An 18577-nucleotide genomic window follows, 5' to 3' on the forward strand; every position below is an offset into this window, starting at 1 on the left:
TGACAAAGCTGCCGCGCCAGTATCGTGGAGGCTGGCTCCAGGCCATGGCAGGGGGCCACCACTCCGGTCCACCGGAAGGAGGAAGCCATGTTGAGAGTCCTTGTGCCATCGGATGGTTCCGCCAACGCGGCGCATGGCCTGCGCCATGCCATCGGCGAGTTCAGCAAGAACCGGGATCTTGAAATCCATGTGCTCAACGTGCAGCCGCCGTTCTCGCAGCATGTCTGCGATTTCAGCAGCAAGAGCGACCGCATGGACCTGCACCGGGAGCAGTCCGCGCAGGCGCTGGCCCCGGTGCGCCAGGCGCTGGACGATGCCGGAGTGCCCTACACCGTGCACATGGAGGTCGGCGACAAGGCCGACTGCATCGTGGAGACCGCGCGCCGGCTCGGCTGCGACTGCATCGTCATGAGCACGGGGCGCAAGAGCTCGCTGGTGCGCATGGTCGAGAATTCGATCACCAACCAGGTGATCGAGCGCACCAGCGTGCCCGTGGAGGTGATCGCCGGCGAGCCCGCCTCCAAGCTGGAGCGCTTTGGCATTCCCGCGGGGCTGGGCGCGGGCCTGCTCGTGCTGTGGATGGCCGCCAACTGAGGCGGCGCAGCGCGGGGGCCTGCCCATGACCGGCAGCATCGACACCCTGGCCACCGGCCCGATGTGGGCCGGTTTCATCGCCTTCGTGCTGGCCATGCTGGCGCTGGACCTGTTCGTGCTGGGCGGCAACAAGGCCCACCGGGTGGCGCCGCGCGAGGCCGCGGGCTGGGCGGCGGCCTGGGTGGCGCTGGCCTGCGGCTTTGGCGCGCTGCTGTGGTGGTACCTGGATGGCGTAGCCGGGCGCGAGGTGGCCAACCGCAAGGCGCTGGAGTTCTTCACCGGCTACCTGATCGAGCAGGCCCTGTCGGTGGACAACATGTTCGTGTTCGTGATGGTCTTCGGCTACTTCGCCGTGCCGCCCGAGCTGCAGCGCCGCGTGCTGCTGTATGGCGTGCTGGGCGCGATCGTGATGCGCGCGGCCATGGTGCTGGGCGGCGTCTGGCTGGTGTCGCAGTTTGCCTGGGTGCTCTACGTCTTCGGCCTGTTCCTCGTGGTCACCGGCATCAAGATGCTGGTGCTGGCCGAGCACCAGCCCGACCTGGACAGCAACCCCCTGCTGCGCTGGCTGCGCGGCCACCTGCGCATCACGCCGGGCTTCCATGGCCAGGCCTTCTTCGTGCGCATCGGCGGCGTGCGCCATGCAACGCCCATGCTGCTGGTGCTCGTGATGATCGAGGCCAGTGACCTGGTGTTCGCGGTGGACAGCATCCCGGCCATCTTTGCCGTGACCACCGACCCCTTCATCGTGTTCACCTCCAACATCTTTGCCGTGATGGGCCTGCGCTCCCTGTACTTTCTGCTGGCCGACATGGCCGAGCGCTTTCGCCTGCTCAAGTACGGCCTGGCCCTGGTGCTGGTCTGCATCGGCAGCAAGATGCTGGCCACGCCCTGGTTCCATCTGCCCACGCACTGGTCGCTGGCGATCGTGGGCGCCATCATCCTGGTGTCGGTGCTGCTCAGCCTGCGACTGCCGGCTCCCGCTCCCACTCCCGAGCCCTCCAGGCGTGCCGTCCGCTGACGGCCGGGCGGGCGTGCTGGTCTGCTGGCTTGTCCGATTCGGGCCCGAAACTGGCCAGAGCGATCATTCTCACGGCAGGGCATGCGGGCGATAGTGGCGGCCCCCATCCACCATCCCTGCGAGAACCGACCGTGCGCCCTTTCAGAAACTGGCTTCCCTTGCTCCTGCTGGTCTCCACCGCCCTGTGCAGCACTGCGCAGGCACAGCAGACCTACCCCACGCGCCCCATCACCCTGCTGGTGCCGTTTCCGGCCGGCGGGCAGGCCGATGCGCTGGCACGCGCGACGGCACCGGCGCTGCAAAAGGAGCTGGGCCAGCCGGTCATCGTGGAGAACACGGCGGGCGTCGGCGGCGCGCTGGGCGCGCAGCGCGTGCTCAACCTGCCGGCCGATGGCTACACGCTGATGTTCGGCACGCCCATCGAGCTGATCCAGACGCCCATGGCCGTGGCCGGCGCCAAGTACCAGCCCGACGCCTTTCGCATGGTGGCGCCCGTGGTGTCCACCTACCTGATGATGGTGGTGCGCTCCGAGCTGCCGGTGAACAGCGTGGCCGAGTTCGTGGCGCTGGCCCGCTCGCGCAGCGGCGCGGCCGGGCTCAACTACGGCAGCGTGGGCCGCGGCTCGGCCTACCACCTGGTGGCCGAGCGCTTTGCCCAGGACACGGGCGTGAAGATGGTGCATGTGCCCTACCGGGGCGCGCAGCAGATGATCACCGACCTCGCGGGCGGGCAGATCGACATGGGTTTCCTCGCGATGGGCGGACCGGTGCCCGGGCTGCTGCAGTCGGGCAAGTTCAAGGCCATCGGCTACACCGGCACGACGCGCCACCCGGCCTTCCCGAACGTGGCGACCTTGAACGAGAGCAAGCTGGTCAAGGATTTCAACTTCGACCTCTGGGGCGCCGTGGTGGCAAACCGCAACCTGCCCGAGGCCGTGGTGGCCAAGGTGCATGCTGCCGTGAACACGGCGCTGCGCCAGCCGCAGTTCCGCAAGAGCCTGGAGGCCACGGGCGTGATTCCCGCCGAGCCCATGGCCCTGCCCAAGGCGGCGGCCTTCTACGCCTCGGAAATCACGCGCTACCAGCGGGTGGGCCAGTCGATCGACCTGCAGCCCGAGTAGGCCGCGGCTCCGTCCTAAGGGACTTTCCGGGTAGCCGGGAGCGGGGCCCCGCGGCACCATCGCGGCATGTACTCCCACCTTGCACAGGGCGCGGCGCAGCGCGCGGACCCGGCCCGGGCGGCCATGGCGGCGGTCCAACGCCCCTGGAGCCAGGCCTCCACGGCTGCGGCGGGCGAGAAGCGTTTCGCGCCCTCCAAGCTCTCGGTGCTGGTCGAGGTGGCGCAGGAGCTGGGCTGGCCCGTGGAGGCCGTGCTGGCCGGCACGGGGCTGGACCGGGCGGCGGTGCAGGACCCCTTCACGCTCACCTCGCCCTCGCAGTTTCTGCAGGCCGTGCGCAACATCGTGCACCTGCCCCGGGGCTGTGAGGCCGGCGTGCGCGTGGGTGCGCGCCTGCATGCCTCGTGCTACGGCATGTACGGCTATGCGCTGCTGTGCTCCGAATCCATGCGCCAGATGTTCGACACCGGCGTGAAGTTCCACCAGCTGGCCAATGGCATGCTGCAGATCAAGTGGGTCGAGCAGCAGGGCCTGGCCACCTGGCTGCTGCCCTCGCACGACACCCTGCTGGTGCGCGACGTGGACGCGGCGCTCTACCGCCTGCTCATCGATCTGCAGTTCGCCGTGCATGTCACCCTGTTCAAGGACATCATGGGCCCCTGGTGCGTGCCGCAGCAGGCCTGCTTCACCTGCCCCGAGCCGCCCCACGCCGCGCTGCTGGCGCAGTTGCTGGAGTGCCCGCTGGCCTTCGGCCAGCCGCAGAACACGCTGAGCTACCCGGCCGCCTGGCTGGAGCGCGCGCCCCAACTGGCCAACCCCATCACGGCGGCCCATGTCTCCAGCCAGTGCATGCGCCTGCTCGACGAGTTCAAGTGGCACGCCGGCATCACGCGGCGCGTGTACCAGGAGCTCACGCGCACGCCCGGCCAGTTCCCGGACATCGAGGTCGTTGCCGAAGCGCTGTGCATGACCTCGCGCACCCTGCGGCGCAAGCTGGAAGCCGAGGGCACCTCGTTCACCGACCTGCTGTCCAGCGTGCGCAAGGCCCTGGCCATTGACTACCTGAGCAGCACGCGCATGGGGGCCGACGACATCGCCGCGGCCATCGGCTTCAGCGACGCGGTGAGCTTTCGCCACGCGTTCAAGCGCTGGACCGGCAAGTCCCCGAGCGAGTACCGCCGCGCGGCGGGTTTCCTGCAGGGCTGACCTGTCCCGCGTGGGGTGTCCGCTGCGGACACCCCTTGGCCGGAGGCGTCATTCCCCGTGGCGGGGCTCCGCTGGATACTGGGATGTGCCCAGAAACAACAACGGAGACATTCAGATGAAGCGCAATTTGCTGTGGTGCGGTGCTGCCGCATGGGTGGGGATGCTGACGGCCTGTGGTGGCGGTGGCGATGGCGGGCCGCAACGCGGCGCGCTGCTGGAGGCGCCGGCCAGCGTGGCCACGCTCTCGGCCGCACAGATCGATGCCGCCATGGCCGCCAGCGGCCTGCAGGCGCTGACCGGCAAGGCCCGCTGCGACGTGAAGATCGTCGCGCTCAACTACCGCACGGTGGACCCGAAGAACGCCGAGGCCAATGTCTCGGGCGCCATGCTGGTACCCACCGGGGCCGCCTGCAGCGGGCCCGCGCCGCTGGTGGCCTATGCGCGCGGCACCGACGTGGCCCAGGGGCGCACCATGGCCAGCGCCACCGATGCCGAGACCGGCATGGCCATGGGCTTTCTCGCCGCGCAGGGCTATGCCGTGGTGCTCACGGACTACCTGGGCTACGCCAAATCGACCTTCCCCTACCACCCTTACCTGCATGCCGATTCGGAGGCCGCCTCGGTGATCGACTCCATCCGCGCGGCGCGCAACGCGGCGGCGGGGGTGGGTGCCAACCTCTCGGGCAAGGTCATGCTGGCCGGCTACTCGCAGGGCGGGCATGCGGCATCGGCCGCGCAGCGCAACGGCGAGCGCGACAACGCGGCCGAGCTCAACATCGTCGGCGCCGCCCTCATGGGCGCACCGTTCAACGTGTCGGACTCGGCCCGCCAGCCCATCGCCGGGGTGCAGGTCTTCGTGCCCCTGGCCATCACGGCCTGGCAAAAGACCTACGGCAACATCTACAGCGATGTGAACACGGTGTTCCGCAAGCCCTATGCCGACACCATCGAGAACCTGATCCCCTCGCGCACGCTGAACTTCACCACCATGGTCACCAGCGGCGCGCTGCCCGGGGCCAACGGCGAATCGCCCGAGCAGGCGCGCGCCGCCATCCTGCAGCCGGCCTTTCTGGCCGACTATGTGGGGAACAACCAGAACCCGGTGTACCTGGCGGCCAAGCGCAACGACCTGGTGGACTGGACGCCGCGCGCCCGCACGCTGCTGTGCCAGGGCTCGGCCGACCCGACCATTCCCTACGCGCTGAACCAGAAGGCCTTCAAGGCCCTGCTCGACGCACGCGGCGCCAGCCACGTGACGGCGGTGGATGTGGACGCCCAGGTGCAGGCGGCCTTTGGCACCAACGGCGCGGCGCCCACCGACCCGGCCAACCCGGCCTTTGCCAAGTACTACGGCGGCTACCACGGCAGCTATGCGCCGCCGTTCTGCTTTGCGCAGGCGCGCGCGCTGTTCGACACGGTGAAGTAAGCCGGCCGAACCCTCTGGCCCCCCGCACTCGCGGGGGCGCCTTTCTCTCTGCATTCTCCCTGGGGACTTGGCATTGCCGGGCCTGGCCTGCAAGGGCGGGCCGTGGGCGTTGCACAAGCCACCCCTTCACTGACAAGAAAGATCAGGAGACACGCACCATGGGACACACCCGTTTCACCCTGGCCGCGCTCGCGCTGGCGGCCGTCCTCGCCGGTTGCGGCGGCGGTTCGTCTGAGCAGGACGCCGGCAGCGGCGCATTCGGCAAGCAGTCTGCGCTGCAACTGCCGCCCGCGGCCACGCTGCGCCAGACCGCACAGGGGCCCGTCACCGGGCGCGAGGACGCCGCCACGCAGACCTATGCCTGGCTGGGCCTGCCCTATGCCAAGCCGCCCGTCGGCCCCCTGCGCTGGATGCCGCCGGTGGACCCCGAGCCCTGGACCCAGGCGCGCGCCGCCGACCGCTACGGCGCCTCGTGTGCGCAGATGGGGCGCACCTTCAGCCCCGCCCCCGGCGGTGCCCCGTACGGCCTGGCCGTGCGCGAGGGCTTCGGCAAGCCGGTGGGCGCCGAAGACTGCCTGACCCTCAACATCTGGCGCCCGGCCACACCCGACGCCGACCTGCCGGTGATCGTCTTCGTGCACGGCGGCAGCAACATCTCGGGCTACGCCGCCGACCCGATCTACGACGGCGCGGCCTTGGCGGCCAAGGCCCGGGCCGTCGTCGTCACCATCAACTACCGGCTGGGCCTGTTCGGCTGGCTGGACATGGCCCAGCTCAAGACCGGCGAGCCCGTGGCCGACTCGGGCAACTTCGGCACCCTGGACCAGATCCAGGCGCTGAAGTACGTGAAGGCCAACATCGCGGCCTTCGGCGGCAACCCCGGCAAGGTCACGCTGGCGGGTGAATCGGCGGGCGCCGTCAACACCTGGGCACTGCTCACCGCGCCCGCGGCCGGCGGGCTGTTCCACCGGGCCGTGGCCATGAGCGGTGGCATCCTCACCGCGCCCGGCCTGCCGGCCCGGGCCTATGCGCGCTCGCTGCTGCAGGCCCTGCTCATCGCCGACGGCAAGGCCAGCAACGCCTGGACGGCCGATCTCTACCTGCTCACGCAGAGCAAGGCCCAGGTCGCGGCCTACCTGCGCGGCCAGACCAGCGGCGCGCTGCTGCGCGCCGAGGCCGCGGCAGGGCAGGGCACGGCACCGCCGGTGTTCGTCGACGGCCATGTGCTGCCGATGGAGCCGCATGTCGCCATCCTCGCCGGGCGCTACCACCGCGTGCCCATGCTGGCCGGCAACACGCGCGAGGAGGGCAAGCTCTTCGGCGGTGCCATCGGTGCCTTCAAGCCCGATGAGTACGAGCGCTTCGGCCTGCAATTCCAGTTCGACCCCGACGCACCGCCCACCCTGGCCGAGTCGGACCTGCTCAACCCCCTGTACCTGCCGGTGGACAAGCCCGTGCTCGGCTGGAACGCCGCCGCCTCGGTGCTGACCCTGGCCCTGAGTTCGCAGAACGCGCTGTCGCTGGGCACCCTGGCCACCCAGCAGCCGGGGCAGATCTGGGGTTACCGCTTCGACTGGGCGCAGCAGCCTGTGCCGTTCAACACCGTGTACGGCGCCGGGCACGCCATGGACCTGCCGTTCTTCTTTGGCAACTTCGGGCCCAGCGTGTTCTCGTTTGGCTTCAGCGCGGCCAACCGGCCCGGCCGCGAGGCCTTGTCGGAGGCCATGATGGGCACGCTCGGGGCCTTCGCGGCCACGGGCAACCCCCAGGGCGGTGTGGGCGTGCCCTGGCCGAACTGGCCCTCGACCCTGGTGTTCGATGCATCGCGGGAGCAGGCGCGCATCCGCGTCGAATGAGACCTTGGACTCAGGCGGTGCGGAACTGCTTGCGGTAGGCCAGCGGCGAGACCTGCAGGTTCGCCGCGAAGTGCTGGCGCAGCGAGGCCGGCGTGCCGAAGCCCGCCTGGTCGGCCACGGCGTCGATGGACTCTTCGGTGGTCTCCAGCAGGCGCTGGGCCAGGGCCAGGCGCTGGTGCAGCAGCCACTGGCCCACGGTGGTGCCCATGGCCTCGCGGAAGTTGCGCGTGAAACTCCTGCGGCTCATCAGCGCCTTGCCGGCCAGGGCATTGAGGTCGTGCGGCTGCTGCAGGTTCTCGCGCATCCAGTCGACCACGGGCGTGAGCCGGTCGCGCTCGGGCGCGGCGCGCACGGGCGTCTCGATGTACTGCGCCTGCCCGCCCTGGCGGTGCGGCGCCACCACCATGCGGCGCGCCGCGCGGTTGGCCACCTCGGCGCCGTGGCGCACGCGCAGCAGGTGCAGGCAGCAGTCGATGCCGGCCGCGGTACCGGCGGAGGTGAGCACGTCGCCGTGGTCCACGTACAGCACCTCGGGCTGCAGCAGCACCTGGGGGTAGCGCGCGGAAAAGCGCTCGGCCAGGTGCCAGTGGGTGGTGGCCGTGCGGCCGTCCAGCAGACCCGCCTCGGCCAGCACGAAGGCGCCCAGGCACAGGCCCACGATGGTGGCGCCGCGGCGGTGGGCGCGGCGCAGCGCCTCCAGCAGCTCCGGTGGCGCGGCACGCGTGTCGTCGAACCACGAGGGCACGACGATGATCTGGGCCCGGCGCAGGATGTCCAGGCCATGCGTGACCTGGATCGCAAAGCCCGCATTGGTGCGCAGCGCGCCGGGTGCCGCAGCGCACACCGAGAGCGCGAAGCGGTGGCTGCGGTCCTCGTCGCGGTCCTCGCCGAAGACCAGGCAGGGCACCGACAGGTGGAAGGGGCTGATGCCGTCGAAGGCGACGACAGCAACGGTCTCGGGGCGGGACGATGGTGTGGGAGGGGGGCGCATCAACATGGCCCGATTCTATCGATGATTGGCATTCGGGCCGCTATCGAAAGGCCGCTCCGCTGCCTAAGATCACCCCCATCAACCACCCCAACGGAGCCTTGCCATGTCGACTTCTCCCCGCCGCGCCCTGATCGTCATCGATGTCCAGAACGAGTACTTCGACGGCGGCCTGCTGCCCATCGAATACCCGCCCGTGGCGCAGAGCCTGCCACGCATCCTGCAGGCCATGGATGGCGCACACGCCGCCGGCGTGAAGGTGGTGGTGGTGCAGCACCATGCGCCCAAGGGCGCGCCGGTGTTCCAGGCCGATGCCCACAACGGCCAGCTGCACCCCGAGGTGGCGCGCCGCCACCGCGACCACCTGATCACCAAGGCCACGCCCAGCGCCTTCACGGGCACCGACCTGGCGCAGTGGATCGCCGACAACGGCATCGACACGCTGAGCGTCATCGGCTACATGACGCACAACTGCGATGCCTCCACCGTCTTCGAGGCCATGCACCGCGGGCTGGCGGTGGAGTTCCTCGCCGATGCCACGGGCGCGCTGCCGTACGAAAACGCGGCAGGGTATGCCAGCGCCGCGGAAATCCACCGCGTGTTCAGCGTGGTCTTCCAGAGCAACTTTGCCGCAGTGGCCAGCACCGAGGGCTGGCTGGCCGCGGTGCGTGATGGCCAGGCCCTGGCCAAGGACAACGTGGTGGTCTCGAACCAGCGCGGCCGCGCCCGCGCAGCCCGGGCCTGATTTCTTCCTCATCTGGCCAGCTCGCGCAGCGCCTCGGCCAGGCGGGGGTACTGGAAGCGGTACCCGGCCTGCAGTGCAGCCCGGGGCTCCACGTTCTGCCCGTCGAGCAGCAGGGTGGACATTTCGCCCAGCAGCGCGCGCAGCGGCGCCCCCGGCATGCGCAGCCAGACCCTGCGGCCGAAGGACTGCGCCAGCGCGCGGCTGAAGCCCTGCTGCGATGGGGTCTCGGGCGCCACGGCATTGACGGCACCGTCCAGGCTGCGGTGCTCCATCGCATGGCGCAGCAGGCCCACGGCGTCGGCGCTGTGGATCCAGGGCGCGGGCTGCCGGCCGGAGCCCAGCACGGCACCCAGCCCGAAGCGCGCGCTCAGGGCCAGCAGGGGGTAGGCGCCATCGCCCCGGCCCAGCACCACGCCCAGGCGCATCCGCACCACGCGCACGCCCAGGGCCTCGGCGCGCCGGGCCTCGTGCTCGATGGCCACGCACAGGTCCGACTGGAACTCGCCCGGCCGGGGCGGGGCGTCTTCGGCCAGGGCCGCACCGGCGAGGTTGTTGGCCGCGCCGTAGTAGCCCACGGCCGACGCGCTGACCAGCACCTCGGGCACCTGGTGCAGCCGCCGCATCAGCTGCACCAGGCCCATGGCCACCTGCGTGCGGCTTTCGACCAGCGCGCGCCGGCGAGCGGTTGTCCACGGCCGGCCAAGGACCCGGGCCCCTGCGACGTGCACGACGGCGCCGAGGCGGGTCTCGCTGGGGATCTGGTCCAGCCGCTCCACCACCCAGGCGCCCGGGCCGAACATGCCCTGGGCCTGCCGCCCGTCGCGCGACAGCACGATGACACGCCGGCCTTCGGCCAGCAACTGGCGCACCAGCACCTCGCCGAGGAAGCCCGTGCCTCCTGCGACCAGCACCGCCGGGCCGCTGCGCTCGCTGGCCGGGCGCGCAGGGGCGGCCGGCGCCGCGGCCTGCTGCCGCAGCCGCAGCACCGCACGCAGGTTGCGCACGCTCCAGGCCAGCACGCCCACGCCATAGGCCGTGAACAGCCACGACACCCAGCCGTGCGGCGTGAAGTGCAGGGCCGTGTCCAGGCGCGCCCAGGCCAGCAGCACCGGCACCATCAGCGCCACGAAGCCGCCATAGCTGATGGTGAGCACGGTGTGCAGCAGGCGCTCGAAGGGCGGCAGGCGGCGCGTGCGGTCTTCCTCCAGAAAGTCGGCCAGGGTGATCAGCACCTCGGCCGCCAGGACCAGCGCCAGCACACCGGCCATCGCGCCGCGCCATTCGAACCAGGCCAGGCCCAGAAAGACCAGGCCGTACAGCGCCTCGCGCGCCGCATGCAGCGCCAGTTCGCGGAGCGCCGACAGCCGCTGCGGCAGGCGCGCCTCCCACTCGTGGTGCCAGAGGTTGTCGAAGGCGCCGAGCACGGACTGGAAGGACAACAGAAGAAAAACGGCATGCATGGTGGACTCCTCATTCATTCGACATGCAGGGGGTCGGTGAAGACGCCCGATTGGTAAAAGGTCTCGCCCCACAGCAGGTGCTGCATGGACAGGGTGAAACGGAAGTCGCCGCCGCCCAGGTCGGTATGGGTCACGCGGCATTGCCCGGGCGACAGCCATTGCGGCACCGGGATGCGCAGCCGGCCCAGTGCCAGGAAGAAGCGGCGGCTCTGGAAGACCAGGCTGCCGTCTTCCTCGAACACATCGAGCGCCATGGCCAGGCCGCCGTCGGTGCGCTCGGTCAACTGCGCGCCCGCGCCAGGTTCCTTGGTCGAGCGCACGGTGGCTGCACCGGCCGTGGCGTCATCGCCGAACACCCTCTCCCACACCACGCCGCCCTGGCCATTGCTGCGCACCCGCACGGTGGCCGCGAGGCCATGGGCCTGCAGGCCGGTGAGCGGGCTGCCGAAGGCGCGCGACAGGCCGGCATACACCCGGCCGATGGCCGAACAGTGCAGCTCCATGCGGCCGGTGTAGTCCACGTCGGGGTGGCCGGCGCCGAAGCGCCGCCGCACGGCGGCCGGCAAACGGGCCCAGCCCGCGGCGCCCACGCAGTCGGCCAGGTCGAGGTGGCGCACGGCGTGGGCTGCAGGGGCGAGGGGGGTCAGGGAGGTGGAGGTCATGGCGGTTTTCCTGTGGGCTGCTTGCACCCTCTTCTGCGAAAACCAGGCCAGCCCCTTGCGCATCCGCAAGTCGTTGATTCATTTGGCTTTTCACCGGCGACCTGCATACTTCGTTTACAGTACGCGCAGGCCCGGTTGTCAACGCTGGCAACAGGTCCACCCCCCTCGGCATCCCTCCCTGCCCATGCTCATCCGCGCCGTCCTTGGCTTCTCCATCGTCGAAACCCTGGCCCTGGCCGGCATGCTGCTGTGGTGGGCCGACCGGGTGGCCGGGGCCCGGCTGCTGGCGGCTTTCCTGACCGGCATCGCCATCTGGATCACGGGCAACGAGCTGCCCAACTGGATCGGGCCGGCGCACCAGACGCTGACCTTCGCGCTGCTGGCCTTTGCGCCCCTCACCTCGGCCTTCTTCTTCCACTTCTGCGTGGTGTTCTGCCGCGTGCCGCTGCCGCGCTGGGGCGTGGTGGCGGCCTACCTGATGGGCGGCTCGGCAACGCTGGCGGCCCAGGTGCTGCTGCCTGCCGAACTGGTCCACAAGCCGCATGTGGGCTACATCGCCATTGCCAATACCGTGGGCTGGACGGCCAGCCTGGCCTGGATCCTTCTGGGCACCGGCGGGGTCGCCGTGCTGCTCACGGCACTGGCGCGCGCGCGGCGCCCGGCCTTCAACCAGATCGCCGCGGTGACCGCGTCCTGCCTGTGGGGCCTGTTGTGCCTGGCCGGCTACGGCATCGTGATCCTGGACCTGCCGGTCTACCCCTACCCGCTGCTCGGGCTGCCGTTCTACCCGGTGATCCTGGTCTACGGCATCCTGCGCTACGGGGTCTTCGTCGCCAATGCCTGGGCGCGCCGTGCGCTCGCCTGGGCCCTGCTGCTGGCGGCCGGCGCGGCCATGGTGGCGCTGATCCCGCTGCTGCCCATCGAGTCGCGCTGGGCCGGTGGCCTGGTGGTGGCGGCCAGCTGCATCGCGCTCAACGGCCCCGTGCGCCAGTTTGCCGAGCGCCTGGTCTACCCGGGCGGCGCGGTCTCGGCAGTCGACCTGCAGTCCTGGCGCCAGGCACTGCAATCGGCCGACAGCATGCCGGCGCTGGAGAACGAGGCCAGCACCTTGCTCAGTCGGCGCACGGGCACCCAGGTGCGGGTGCTGCTGGGCGACGGCGCTGCCCAAACCCCCGGTGATATGCCCTGCCTGATAGGCACCCGCTCGGGCCCCGGCTGGAGCATTGCGCTGCAGGGCTGGGAGGCCGCCCCACCCGGGCCGCGGCGCGTGGCCGAGCTGTTCGGCACCGTGGTGGCCGATGCCGCCGAGCGTGTGGCCCAGGGCGAGCAGATCGCGGCGCGCGAGCGCGAGCGCCAGCTGCAGGCGCGGCTGGCCGAGCTGGGCTCGCTGGCCGCCACCGTGGCGCACGACATCCGCAACCCGCTCAACATCATCGCCATGGCCGTGGTCACAGCCCCGCCCGAGGTGCGCCGCGAGGTGGCCAGCCAGGTGGGGCGCATCGCGCACCTGAGCAACGACCTGCTCGACTACGCCAAGCCCTGGAAGCTGGTGCCCCAGCGCTACGACCTGGCGGCCCAGGTGCGCGCCGCCGCCGCCCGGCTGCCGCACTGCACGCTGGGCGAGGCCCTGCAGGCCCCCCTCATGATCGACGGCGACGCGCGGCGCGTGGAGCAGGCGCTGACCAACCTGCTGGAGAACGCGCGTGCGGCCGCTGGGGCGGGTACCCCGGTCCATGTGCACATCGACGCCGAGCAGCGCCCCGACGCCGTGCTGCTGCATGTCTGCGACGATGGCCAGGGCGTGCCCGAGGAGATCCGCCACCGGCTGTTCGAGCCCTTTGCTTCGCGCAGCCCCGGTGGCACCGGCCTGGGCCTGGCCATCGTGGCGCGCACCCTGGCCGCCCATGGGGGCGCGGTGGCGCTCACCGAGCGGCCGCCCTGGACCACCTGCTTCACCCTGACTTTCCCCCTCCACCACGATGCAAAACCCTCCTGATTCGGGCCGTATCCTGCTGGTCGACGACGAGCCGGCCTTCCAGCGCCTGGGCGCCGACTTTTTGCGCGGGCTGGGCCACGAGGTGGTTGTGGCCGGCGATGCCGAGCAGGCCCTGGCCGCCTTCGCCACCCTGCCGGCGCCCGACCTGGTGCTGCTGGACCTGGCCATGCCGCCCACCATGGACCCCGAGGCCGGGCTGGAGCTGGTGCCGCGTTTTGCGCGGGTGCCGGTGATCGTCTGGTCCGGCCATGGCGACCATGAGCTGGCCCTGCGCGCAGCCGAACTCGGTGCCTGGGACTTCCTCACCAAGCCCATCGACCCGGACATGCTGCGCTTTGTCATAGCGCGCGCGCTGCGCAAGGCCAAACTCGATGCCGAGCTGCGCGCCCTGCGCGCGGCGCAGGCCGGCGATGACATGGGCCTGGTCGGCCAGGCCCAGGCCACGGTGCAGCTGCGCGCCATGGTGCGGCGTGTCGGGCCCACGCGGGTCAGCGTGCTGGTGCTGGGGCCCACGGGCAGCGGCAAGGAGCTGGTGGCGCGTGCCCTGCATGCCAGCAGCCCGCAGTCGGAGAACGCCTTTGTCGCCATCCACTGCGGCGCGCTGTCGGCCGAGCTGCTGGAGAGCGAACTCTTCGGGCACTTGAAGGGCAGCTTCACCGGCGCCTACCGCGACCAGCCCGGCCTGGTCGAGGTGGCCCATGGCGGCACCCTGTTCCTCGACGAGGTGGGCGAAATGCCGCCGCCCATGCAGGTCAAGCTCTTGCGCTTTCTGCAGGAGGGCACCTTTGTGCCCGTGGGCGGGCGCAGTGCCAAGAAGGCCGAGGTGCGCGTGGTGGCCGCCACGCACCGCGACCTGGAGGCCATGGTGCGCGACGGCAGCTTCCGCGAAGACCTGTACTACCGCCTCAAGGGCGTGGTGCTGCGCACCCCGGCGCTGGGCGAGCGGCCGGCCGATGTGCCGCTGCTGGCCACGCGCTTTTTGCACCGCGTGGCACCGCGCGCCGGCCTGTCGGGCGATGCCCTGGCCTGGCTCGCGGCGCGCGAATGGCCGGGCAATGTGCGCGAGCTCAAGGCCTTGGTCGAGGCGGCCGGGGCGCTCTTGCTGCCGGACCAGCCCGAGGTCGATGCGCCGCTGCTGCGGCTGGCCGCGGGCGAGGCGGATGGGGACCTGCCTGCCGAACCTGCCGCCCCCTTGGAAGGGCTGGGGCCGCTCGATGCCGCGCTGGCCGAGCTGGAGCGCCGGCTGGTGCGCGATGCCCTGCAGGCGGCGGGCGGCAACCAGTCCGAAGCCGCGCGGCGCCTGGGCATCTCGCGCGTGGGCCTGATCAAGAAACTCGCGCGGCTCGGCCTGCGCTAAGGCGCAGACTTGGCCTTGCCTGGCAAGCGCGCTACGCGCTCGCTCAGAAACTCCACCAGCACGCGCACGCGCTGAGGCAGGTAGGGGCGCGCGGCATACAGCAGATGCGCCTCTTGGGCCGGGCCGGTGTAGCGCGGCAGCACGCGCGCCAGGCGGCCCTCGGCCAGCAGCCCGGCCACCATCCAGGTGGGCTGCAGCGAGATGCCGGCACCGGCCAGCACGCTGTCCAGCATGGCCACGGCGTTGTTCACGCGGTAGCGGCTGTGCACCGGCACGTTCACGGGGCCATCGGGGCCCTGCAGCAGCACGCCATCGTCACCGGCGGCATAGCGCAGGTAGTCGTGTGCCAGCAGGTCCACGGGCTGGCGCGGTCGGCCGCGCGCGGCCAGGTAGGCCGGCGAGGCCACCAGCACGCGCGGCCAGGTGCCCAGGTGGCGCGCGACCAGGTCCGGGGGCAGGGGGCCGCCCAGGCGCAGCGAGACATCGATGCGCTCCTCCAGCGGGTGGATGAAGCGGTCGTCCAGCACCAGCTCCAGCGCGATGTCGGGGTAGGTGGCGAGGAACTCGCCGGCCATGGCGTTGAGCCGGCACTGGCCCAGCGCCACCGGCGCGCTCACGCGCAGCAGGCCGCGCGGCTGCGTGCTGCGCTGCTGCAGGTCGGCCACGGCCTCGTCGTGGGCGTCGAGCATGCGCCGCGCGTGTTCGACAAAGCGCTGGCCCTCGTCCGTGAGGCTCAGCCCCGCCGGGGCGCGGCGCAGCAGGCGCACGCCCAGCGACTGCTCCAGGCCGGCCACCAGCTTGCTGACCGTGGGCTGGGTGGTGTCCATGGCGCGGGCGGCGCCCGACAGGCTGCCCAGCTCCACGCTGTGAACAAAGGCCGCAAGCGCGCGCAAGGTGTCCATGGATATTCCGAAATCGAATGAAGAGCATGCCATTTTGCCGTCTGTTCATGGAATCGGGAATGCAAGACAGTGGCGTCTCTTTCAGCCCCTCCAAGGATTTGCCACCATGCACACCACCCCGACCCTTACCGCACGCCTGCGCCACGCCCTGCTGGCATTGACCGTTGCCGCAGGCCACGCCACCGCTGCACCCCCGGCCGCACCCGCCGAACACTGGAGCCCGAGCTGGATGGCCGCCCCTCAGCCGCTGTGGGGCGGCGATTTCGTGCTGCCGCTGGGCCTGCCGCTGCAGTACCACCAGCAGACCCTCCGCCAAGTGGCGCGCCTGAGCATCGGCGGCACGCAGCTGCGCGTGGTGCTCAGCAACGAGGGCAGTGCGGTGCCGCTGCACATCGGCGCGGCGCGCGTGGCGCGGCATGCCCAGGGCTCTGCCACCGTGCCGGGCACGGACCGCCCGCTGCTTTTTGGCGGCCAGGCCGCCACCGTGGTGCCGCCCGGTGCGCGCTGGGTCAGCGACCCGGTGGACCTGCCCCTGCCCGCGCTGGCCGAGGTTGCCGTGTCGCTGTACCTGCCCCGGCCCAGCGCGCCCGCGGGCTTTCACTTCGATGCGCGCCAGACCGCCTATGTGGCCGCGGGCGAGCACACGGCCGCCCTGCAGCTGCCGGCGTCCGCCACCGCGTGGAGCACCCGCGTCTATGTGGCCGCGCTGATGGTGCAGACCCCGCAGCCTGCCGCAGCCGTGGTCACACTGGGCGACTCCATCACCGATGGCAACGGCGCCACGCCCGGCGCGAACGCGCGCTGGCCCGACGTGCTCGCCGAGCGCCTGGCGGGCCGCGGCGTGGCCGTGCTCAATGCCGGCATCTCCGGTGGCCGGCTGCTGCGCGACGGCATGGGCCGCGCGGGGCTCACGCGGGCTGCGCAGGACGTGTTCGCACAGCCCGGCGTGCGCAGCCTGGTCGTGCTGCTGGGCACCAACGACATCGGCTGGCCCGGCGGCCCGTTCGCGCCCGGCGAGCCCGCGCTGCGCGCCGAGGAACTGGTGCAGGGCTACCGCCAGCTCATCGCCATGGCCCGTGCCCACAATGTGCGCATCGTAGGCGGCACCATTCCGCCGTTTGGCGACGCGCTGGCCGGCACGCCGCTGGCGGGCCACTACTCGCCCGAGAAGGACGCCGTGCGCCAGGCCGTGAACCGCTGGATCCGCGAGGCCGGGGCCTTCGATGCGGTGGTGGACTTCGATGCGCTGCTGCGCGACCCGGCCCGCCCCTCGCACCTGCGCGCGGCCATGGATTCCGGGGACCACCTGCACCCGGGCGATGCGGGCTACCGCGCCATGGCGGATGCCATCGACCTGGATGCGCTGTAAGAAATCAGGAGTCGGTCTCCCGTGCTTCAGAGGGCTACCGCTTCCAAGGCCTGGCGCAGGTCGGCCACCAGGTCTGCTTCGTCTTCCAGGCCCACGGACAGGCGCACCAGTCCGTCGCCGATCAGGTGGCGCTGGCGCTCCTCTGGCGAATAGGGTGAGTGGGTCATGCTGGCGGGGTGCTGGGCGAGGCTCTCCGCGTCGCCCAGGCTCACGGCGCGGGTCACGAGCTGCAGCGCGTCGATGAAGCGGCGCCCGGCCTCCACGCCCCCGTGCAGGTCGAACGCGATCATGCCGCCCGGGGCCGCCATCTGGCGCCGGGCCAGCTCGTACTGGGGGTGGGACGGCAGGCCCGGGTAGTGGACGGCCGCCACCTGCGGCGATGCCTGCAGGAACTCGGCGATGGCCTGCGCCGTGCGGCAATGGCGCTCCATGCGCACGGGCAAGGTCTTGAGCCCGCGCAGCACGAGAAAGGCGTCCATCGGCGACATGCAGGCGCCGGTCAACTCCTTGAGGCCCACGAGCCGCATCTGCGCCATCAACTCGCTGCGGCCGATCAGCGCCCCGGCGATCACATCGCCATGCCCGTTCAGGTACTTGGTGAGCGAGTGCACGACCACGTCGGCGCCCAGCTCCAGCGGGCGCTGCAGGCAGGGCGTGCAGTAGGTGCTGTCCACCGCGACCAGCGCCGGGCTGTGGGCGTGCACCAGGGCGCTCACGGCCGCAATGTCCACCAGGCGCATGTTCGGGTTGGCGGGCGTCTCGAACAGCACGAGCCTGGTCCGTGCATTCAGGTGCTGGCGCAATTCCTCGGGCCGCGTGAAATCCAGCGAGCGCGTCACGATGCCGAACTCCGGCAGCAGGTGGCTCACCAGCGCATGCGTGCAGCCGTAGAGCGTGAGGTCGACCAGCAGCTCGTCGCCGGGCCGCAGCAGGGTCCAGATCAGCGTGCAGATGGCCCCCATGCCCGAGCCGAAGGCCAGCGCCGCCTCGCCCCCCTCCAGGGCGGCCAGGCGCTCTTCCAGCATCTGGACGGTGGGGTTGGTGATGCGCGAATAGACCATCCCCGGTTCTTCTCCCGCGAAGCGGGCCGCCCCCTGGGCCGCGCTCTCGAACGCATAGGTGGAGGACCAGTAGATCGGCGGATTGAGCGCACCCTGGTGGCTCATCGGGCGGTAGCCGGAGTGGATGGCTTGGGTGGCGAGGGACAGGGAGCGGGTGTTCATGGGCAGGGGCCTCGGTGGCGGGAAGTGGATTCGGTAGGGGAAGTTTGCCTATTTGCTGCGGTAATTTGCTTGCTAAAAATAACCCTGTTTATAGGTATATGGGTAAGATAAATACCCATGGACAAGCGAGACACCCAGATCCTGCGGACCCTGCAGGACGATGGCCACACCACCAACGCCGCGCTGGCCAAGCAGCTGTGCATTGCGGAGGCGCCGACCTGGCGGCGCGTGAAGGCGCTGGAAGAAGCCGGCGTGATCACCGGCTACCAGGCTGTGCTCAACCAGCAGGCCCTGGGCTATGCGGTCACCGCCTTCGTGCAGATCCGCTTCTCCAGCCACGACCCCAAGCTCCAGCAGGCCTTCGAGGAGCAGGTGCTGCTGATCCCCGAGGTCGTCTGGTGCCACAACGTCTCGGGCAGCACCGACTTCCTCCTGTGCGTGGTGGCGCGCAATCTCCAGGAGTACGGAGAGTTCGTCAGCGCCCGGCTGCGCATGCTGCCGGGCGTCACCTCGATCGAGTCCTCGTTCTCCCTCAAAGCGGTGAAGCAGGGCGGCAAGCTCCCCGTGGGGTGAGCCCAGGCCGCGGGTTTTGCGTGACAGACCTGCTACAACATGCAGGCCGCTGCAGCCCGCGACGCGGCATTGCAAAGGAGGAGC

16 protein-coding genes are annotated in these 18577 nt (G+C 70.9%); 11 read left to right on the forward strand and 5 right to left on the reverse strand.

Translation table 11 applies throughout. The features are described 5' to 3' along the window. The first annotated feature begins 87 nt into the window (after positions 1 to 87). From HNP48_RS13840 to HNP48_RS13865, 6 genes are all read left to right on the forward strand, one after another. Complete coding sequence (locus tag HNP48_RS13840) at positions 88 to 594, forward strand: universal stress protein (protein WP_184857769.1); 507 nt, start codon at positions 88 to 90, stop codon at positions 592 to 594. Positions 595 to 619: 25 nt separating this feature from the next. Further along, the gene (locus HNP48_RS13845; protein WP_221480198.1) at positions 620 to 1612 is read left to right on the forward strand and encodes a TerC family protein; all 993 of its coding nucleotides are present in this window, start codon (positions 620 to 622) and stop codon (positions 1610 to 1612) included. Positions 1613 to 1743: 131 nt separating this feature from the next. Beyond that, on the forward strand, positions 1744 to 2733 hold the full coding sequence (locus HNP48_RS13850; RefSeq protein WP_184857771.1) for a tripartite tricarboxylate transporter substrate binding protein: 990 nt from the start codon (positions 1744 to 1746) through the stop codon (positions 2731 to 2733). Between the two features lie 66 nt (positions 2734 to 2799). Beyond that, positions 2800 to 3936 (forward strand): AraC family transcriptional regulator, encoded by a 1137-nt coding sequence (locus HNP48_RS13855; protein WP_184857773.1) that lies wholly within the window; start codon positions 2800 to 2802, stop codon positions 3934 to 3936. 115 nt (positions 3937 to 4051) lie between these two features. Beyond that, a complete protein-coding gene (locus HNP48_RS13860) occupies positions 4052 to 5362 on the forward strand; it encodes a lipase family protein (RefSeq protein WP_184857775.1) in 1311 nt (436 codons plus the stop codon). Between the two features lie 158 nt (positions 5363 to 5520). Continuing rightward, the gene (locus tag HNP48_RS13865; protein ID WP_184857776.1) at positions 5521 to 7218 is read left to right on the forward strand and encodes a carboxylesterase/lipase family protein; all 1698 of its coding nucleotides are present in this window, start codon (positions 5521 to 5523) and stop codon (positions 7216 to 7218) included. Between the two features lie 10 nt (positions 7219 to 7228). On the opposite strand, the gene HNP48_RS13870 is transcribed toward HNP48_RS13865, so the two are convergent. Beyond that, complete coding sequence (locus tag HNP48_RS13870) at positions 7229 to 8215, reverse strand: GlxA family transcriptional regulator (protein WP_184857778.1); 987 nt, start codon at positions 8213 to 8215, stop codon at positions 7229 to 7231. A gap of 97 nt (positions 8216 to 8312) precedes the next feature. On the opposite strand from HNP48_RS13870, the gene HNP48_RS13875 reads away from it, so the two are divergent. Then, complete coding sequence (locus HNP48_RS13875) at positions 8313 to 8951, forward strand: cysteine hydrolase family protein (RefSeq protein WP_184857781.1); 639 nt, start codon at positions 8313 to 8315, stop codon at positions 8949 to 8951. Between the two features lie 8 nt (positions 8952 to 8959). Here the strand turns inward: HNP48_RS13875 and HNP48_RS13880 are convergent, their stop codons facing one another. After that, a complete protein-coding gene (locus HNP48_RS13880; RefSeq protein WP_184857782.1) occupies positions 8960 to 10411 on the reverse strand; it encodes a TIGR01777 family oxidoreductase in 1452 nt (483 codons plus the stop codon). A gap of 14 nt (positions 10412 to 10425) precedes the next feature. After that, a complete protein-coding gene (locus tag HNP48_RS13885) occupies positions 10426 to 11073 on the reverse strand; it encodes a DUF4166 domain-containing protein (protein WP_184857785.1) in 648 nt (215 codons plus the stop codon). Positions 11074 to 11257: 184 nt separating this feature from the next. Between HNP48_RS13885 and HNP48_RS13890 the strand changes: the two genes are divergently transcribed. Together HNP48_RS13890 and HNP48_RS13895 are read left to right on the forward strand one after the other, a co-directional pair. Beyond that, the gene (locus HNP48_RS13890) at positions 11258 to 13069 is read left to right on the forward strand and encodes a HAMP domain-containing sensor histidine kinase (protein WP_184857787.1); all 1812 of its coding nucleotides are present in this window, start codon (positions 11258 to 11260) and stop codon (positions 13067 to 13069) included. Beyond that, positions 13053 to 14426: a sigma-54 dependent transcriptional regulator gene (locus HNP48_RS13895; protein ID WP_184857789.1), complete on the forward strand. Its 1374-nt coding sequence runs from the start codon at positions 13053 to 13055 to the stop codon at positions 14424 to 14426. Before HNP48_RS13890 ends, HNP48_RS13895 begins: the two co-directional genes overlap by 17 nt. Here HNP48_RS13895 and HNP48_RS13900 read toward each other — a convergent pair. Then, a complete protein-coding gene (locus HNP48_RS13900) occupies positions 14423 to 15328 on the reverse strand; it encodes a LysR family transcriptional regulator (protein ID WP_184857791.1) in 906 nt (301 codons plus the stop codon). The genes HNP48_RS13895 and HNP48_RS13900 overlap by 4 nt on opposite strands. A gap of 106 nt (positions 15329 to 15434) precedes the next feature. On the opposite strand from HNP48_RS13900, the gene HNP48_RS13905 reads away from it, so the two are divergent. Further along, positions 15435 to 16697 (forward strand): SGNH/GDSL hydrolase family protein, encoded by a 1263-nt coding sequence (locus HNP48_RS13905; protein ID WP_184857793.1) that lies wholly within the window; start codon positions 15435 to 15437, stop codon positions 16695 to 16697. 26 nt (positions 16698 to 16723) lie between these two features. On the opposite strand, the gene megL is transcribed toward HNP48_RS13905, so the two are convergent. Then, complete coding sequence (megL, locus tag HNP48_RS13910) at positions 16724 to 17920, reverse strand: methionine gamma-lyase (RefSeq protein WP_184857795.1); 1197 nt, start codon at positions 17918 to 17920, stop codon at positions 16724 to 16726. A 117-nt stretch (positions 17921 to 18037) separates the two neighbouring features. Here megL and HNP48_RS13915 point away from each other — a divergent pair, with 117 nt between their 5' ends. After that, complete coding sequence (locus tag HNP48_RS13915; protein ID WP_221480199.1) at positions 18038 to 18493, forward strand: Lrp/AsnC family transcriptional regulator; 456 nt, start codon at positions 18038 to 18040, stop codon at positions 18491 to 18493. The last annotated feature ends 84 nt before the right edge of the window (positions 18494 to 18577 follow it).

The sequence above is a fragment of the Acidovorax soli genome, assembly GCF_014207955.1.
GTDB lineage: Bacteria > Pseudomonadota > Gammaproteobacteria > Burkholderiales > Burkholderiaceae_C > Acidovorax > Acidovorax soli_A.

Excerpts from the sequence above, each read along its gene's own strand:
- HNP48_RS13845 (WP_221480198.1), top strand. The coding sequence starts at position 620 with ATGACCGGCAGCATCGACACCCTGGCCACCGGCCCGATGTGGGCCGGT.
- HNP48_RS13895 (WP_184857789.1), top strand. The coding sequence starts at position 13,053 with ATGCAAAACCCTCCTGATTCGGGCCGTATCCTGCTGGTCGACGACGAG.
- HNP48_RS13905 (WP_184857793.1), top strand. The coding sequence starts at position 15,435 with ATGCACACCACCCCGACCCTTACCGCACGCCTGCGCCACGCCCTGCTG.
- HNP48_RS13870 (WP_184857778.1), bottom strand. The coding sequence starts at position 8,215 with ATGTTGATGCGCCCCCCTCCCACACCATCGTCCCGCCCCGAGACCGTT.
- HNP48_RS13840 (WP_184857769.1), top strand. The coding sequence starts at position 88 with ATGTTGAGAGTCCTTGTGCCATCGGATGGTTCCGCCAACGCGGCGCAT.
- HNP48_RS13915 (WP_221480199.1), top strand. The coding sequence starts at position 18,038 with ATGGACAAGCGAGACACCCAGATCCTGCGGACCCTGCAGGACGATGGC.
- HNP48_RS13900 (WP_184857791.1), bottom strand. The coding sequence starts at position 15,328 with ATGGACACCTTGCGCGCGCTTGCGGCCTTTGTTCACAGCGTGGAGCTG.
- HNP48_RS13890 (WP_184857787.1), top strand. The coding sequence starts at position 11,258 with ATGCTCATCCGCGCCGTCCTTGGCTTCTCCATCGTCGAAACCCTGGCC.
- HNP48_RS13860 (WP_184857775.1), top strand. The coding sequence starts at position 4,052 with ATGAAGCGCAATTTGCTGTGGTGCGGTGCTGCCGCATGGGTGGGGATG.
- HNP48_RS13865 (WP_184857776.1), top strand. The coding sequence starts at position 5,521 with ATGGGACACACCCGTTTCACCCTGGCCGCGCTCGCGCTGGCGGCCGTC.
- HNP48_RS13875 (WP_184857781.1), top strand. The coding sequence starts at position 8,313 with ATGTCGACTTCTCCCCGCCGCGCCCTGATCGTCATCGATGTCCAGAAC.
- megL (WP_184857795.1), bottom strand. The coding sequence starts at position 17,920 with ATGAACACCCGCTCCCTGTCCCTCGCCACCCAAGCCATCCACTCCGGC.
- HNP48_RS13880 (WP_184857782.1), bottom strand. The coding sequence starts at position 10,411 with ATGCATGCCGTTTTTCTTCTGTTGTCCTTCCAGTCCGTGCTCGGCGCC.
- HNP48_RS13855 (WP_184857773.1), top strand. The coding sequence starts at position 2,800 with ATGTACTCCCACCTTGCACAGGGCGCGGCGCAGCGCGCGGACCCGGCC.
- HNP48_RS13885 (WP_184857785.1), bottom strand. The coding sequence starts at position 11,073 with ATGACCTCCACCTCCCTGACCCCCCTCGCCCCTGCAGCCCACGCCGTG.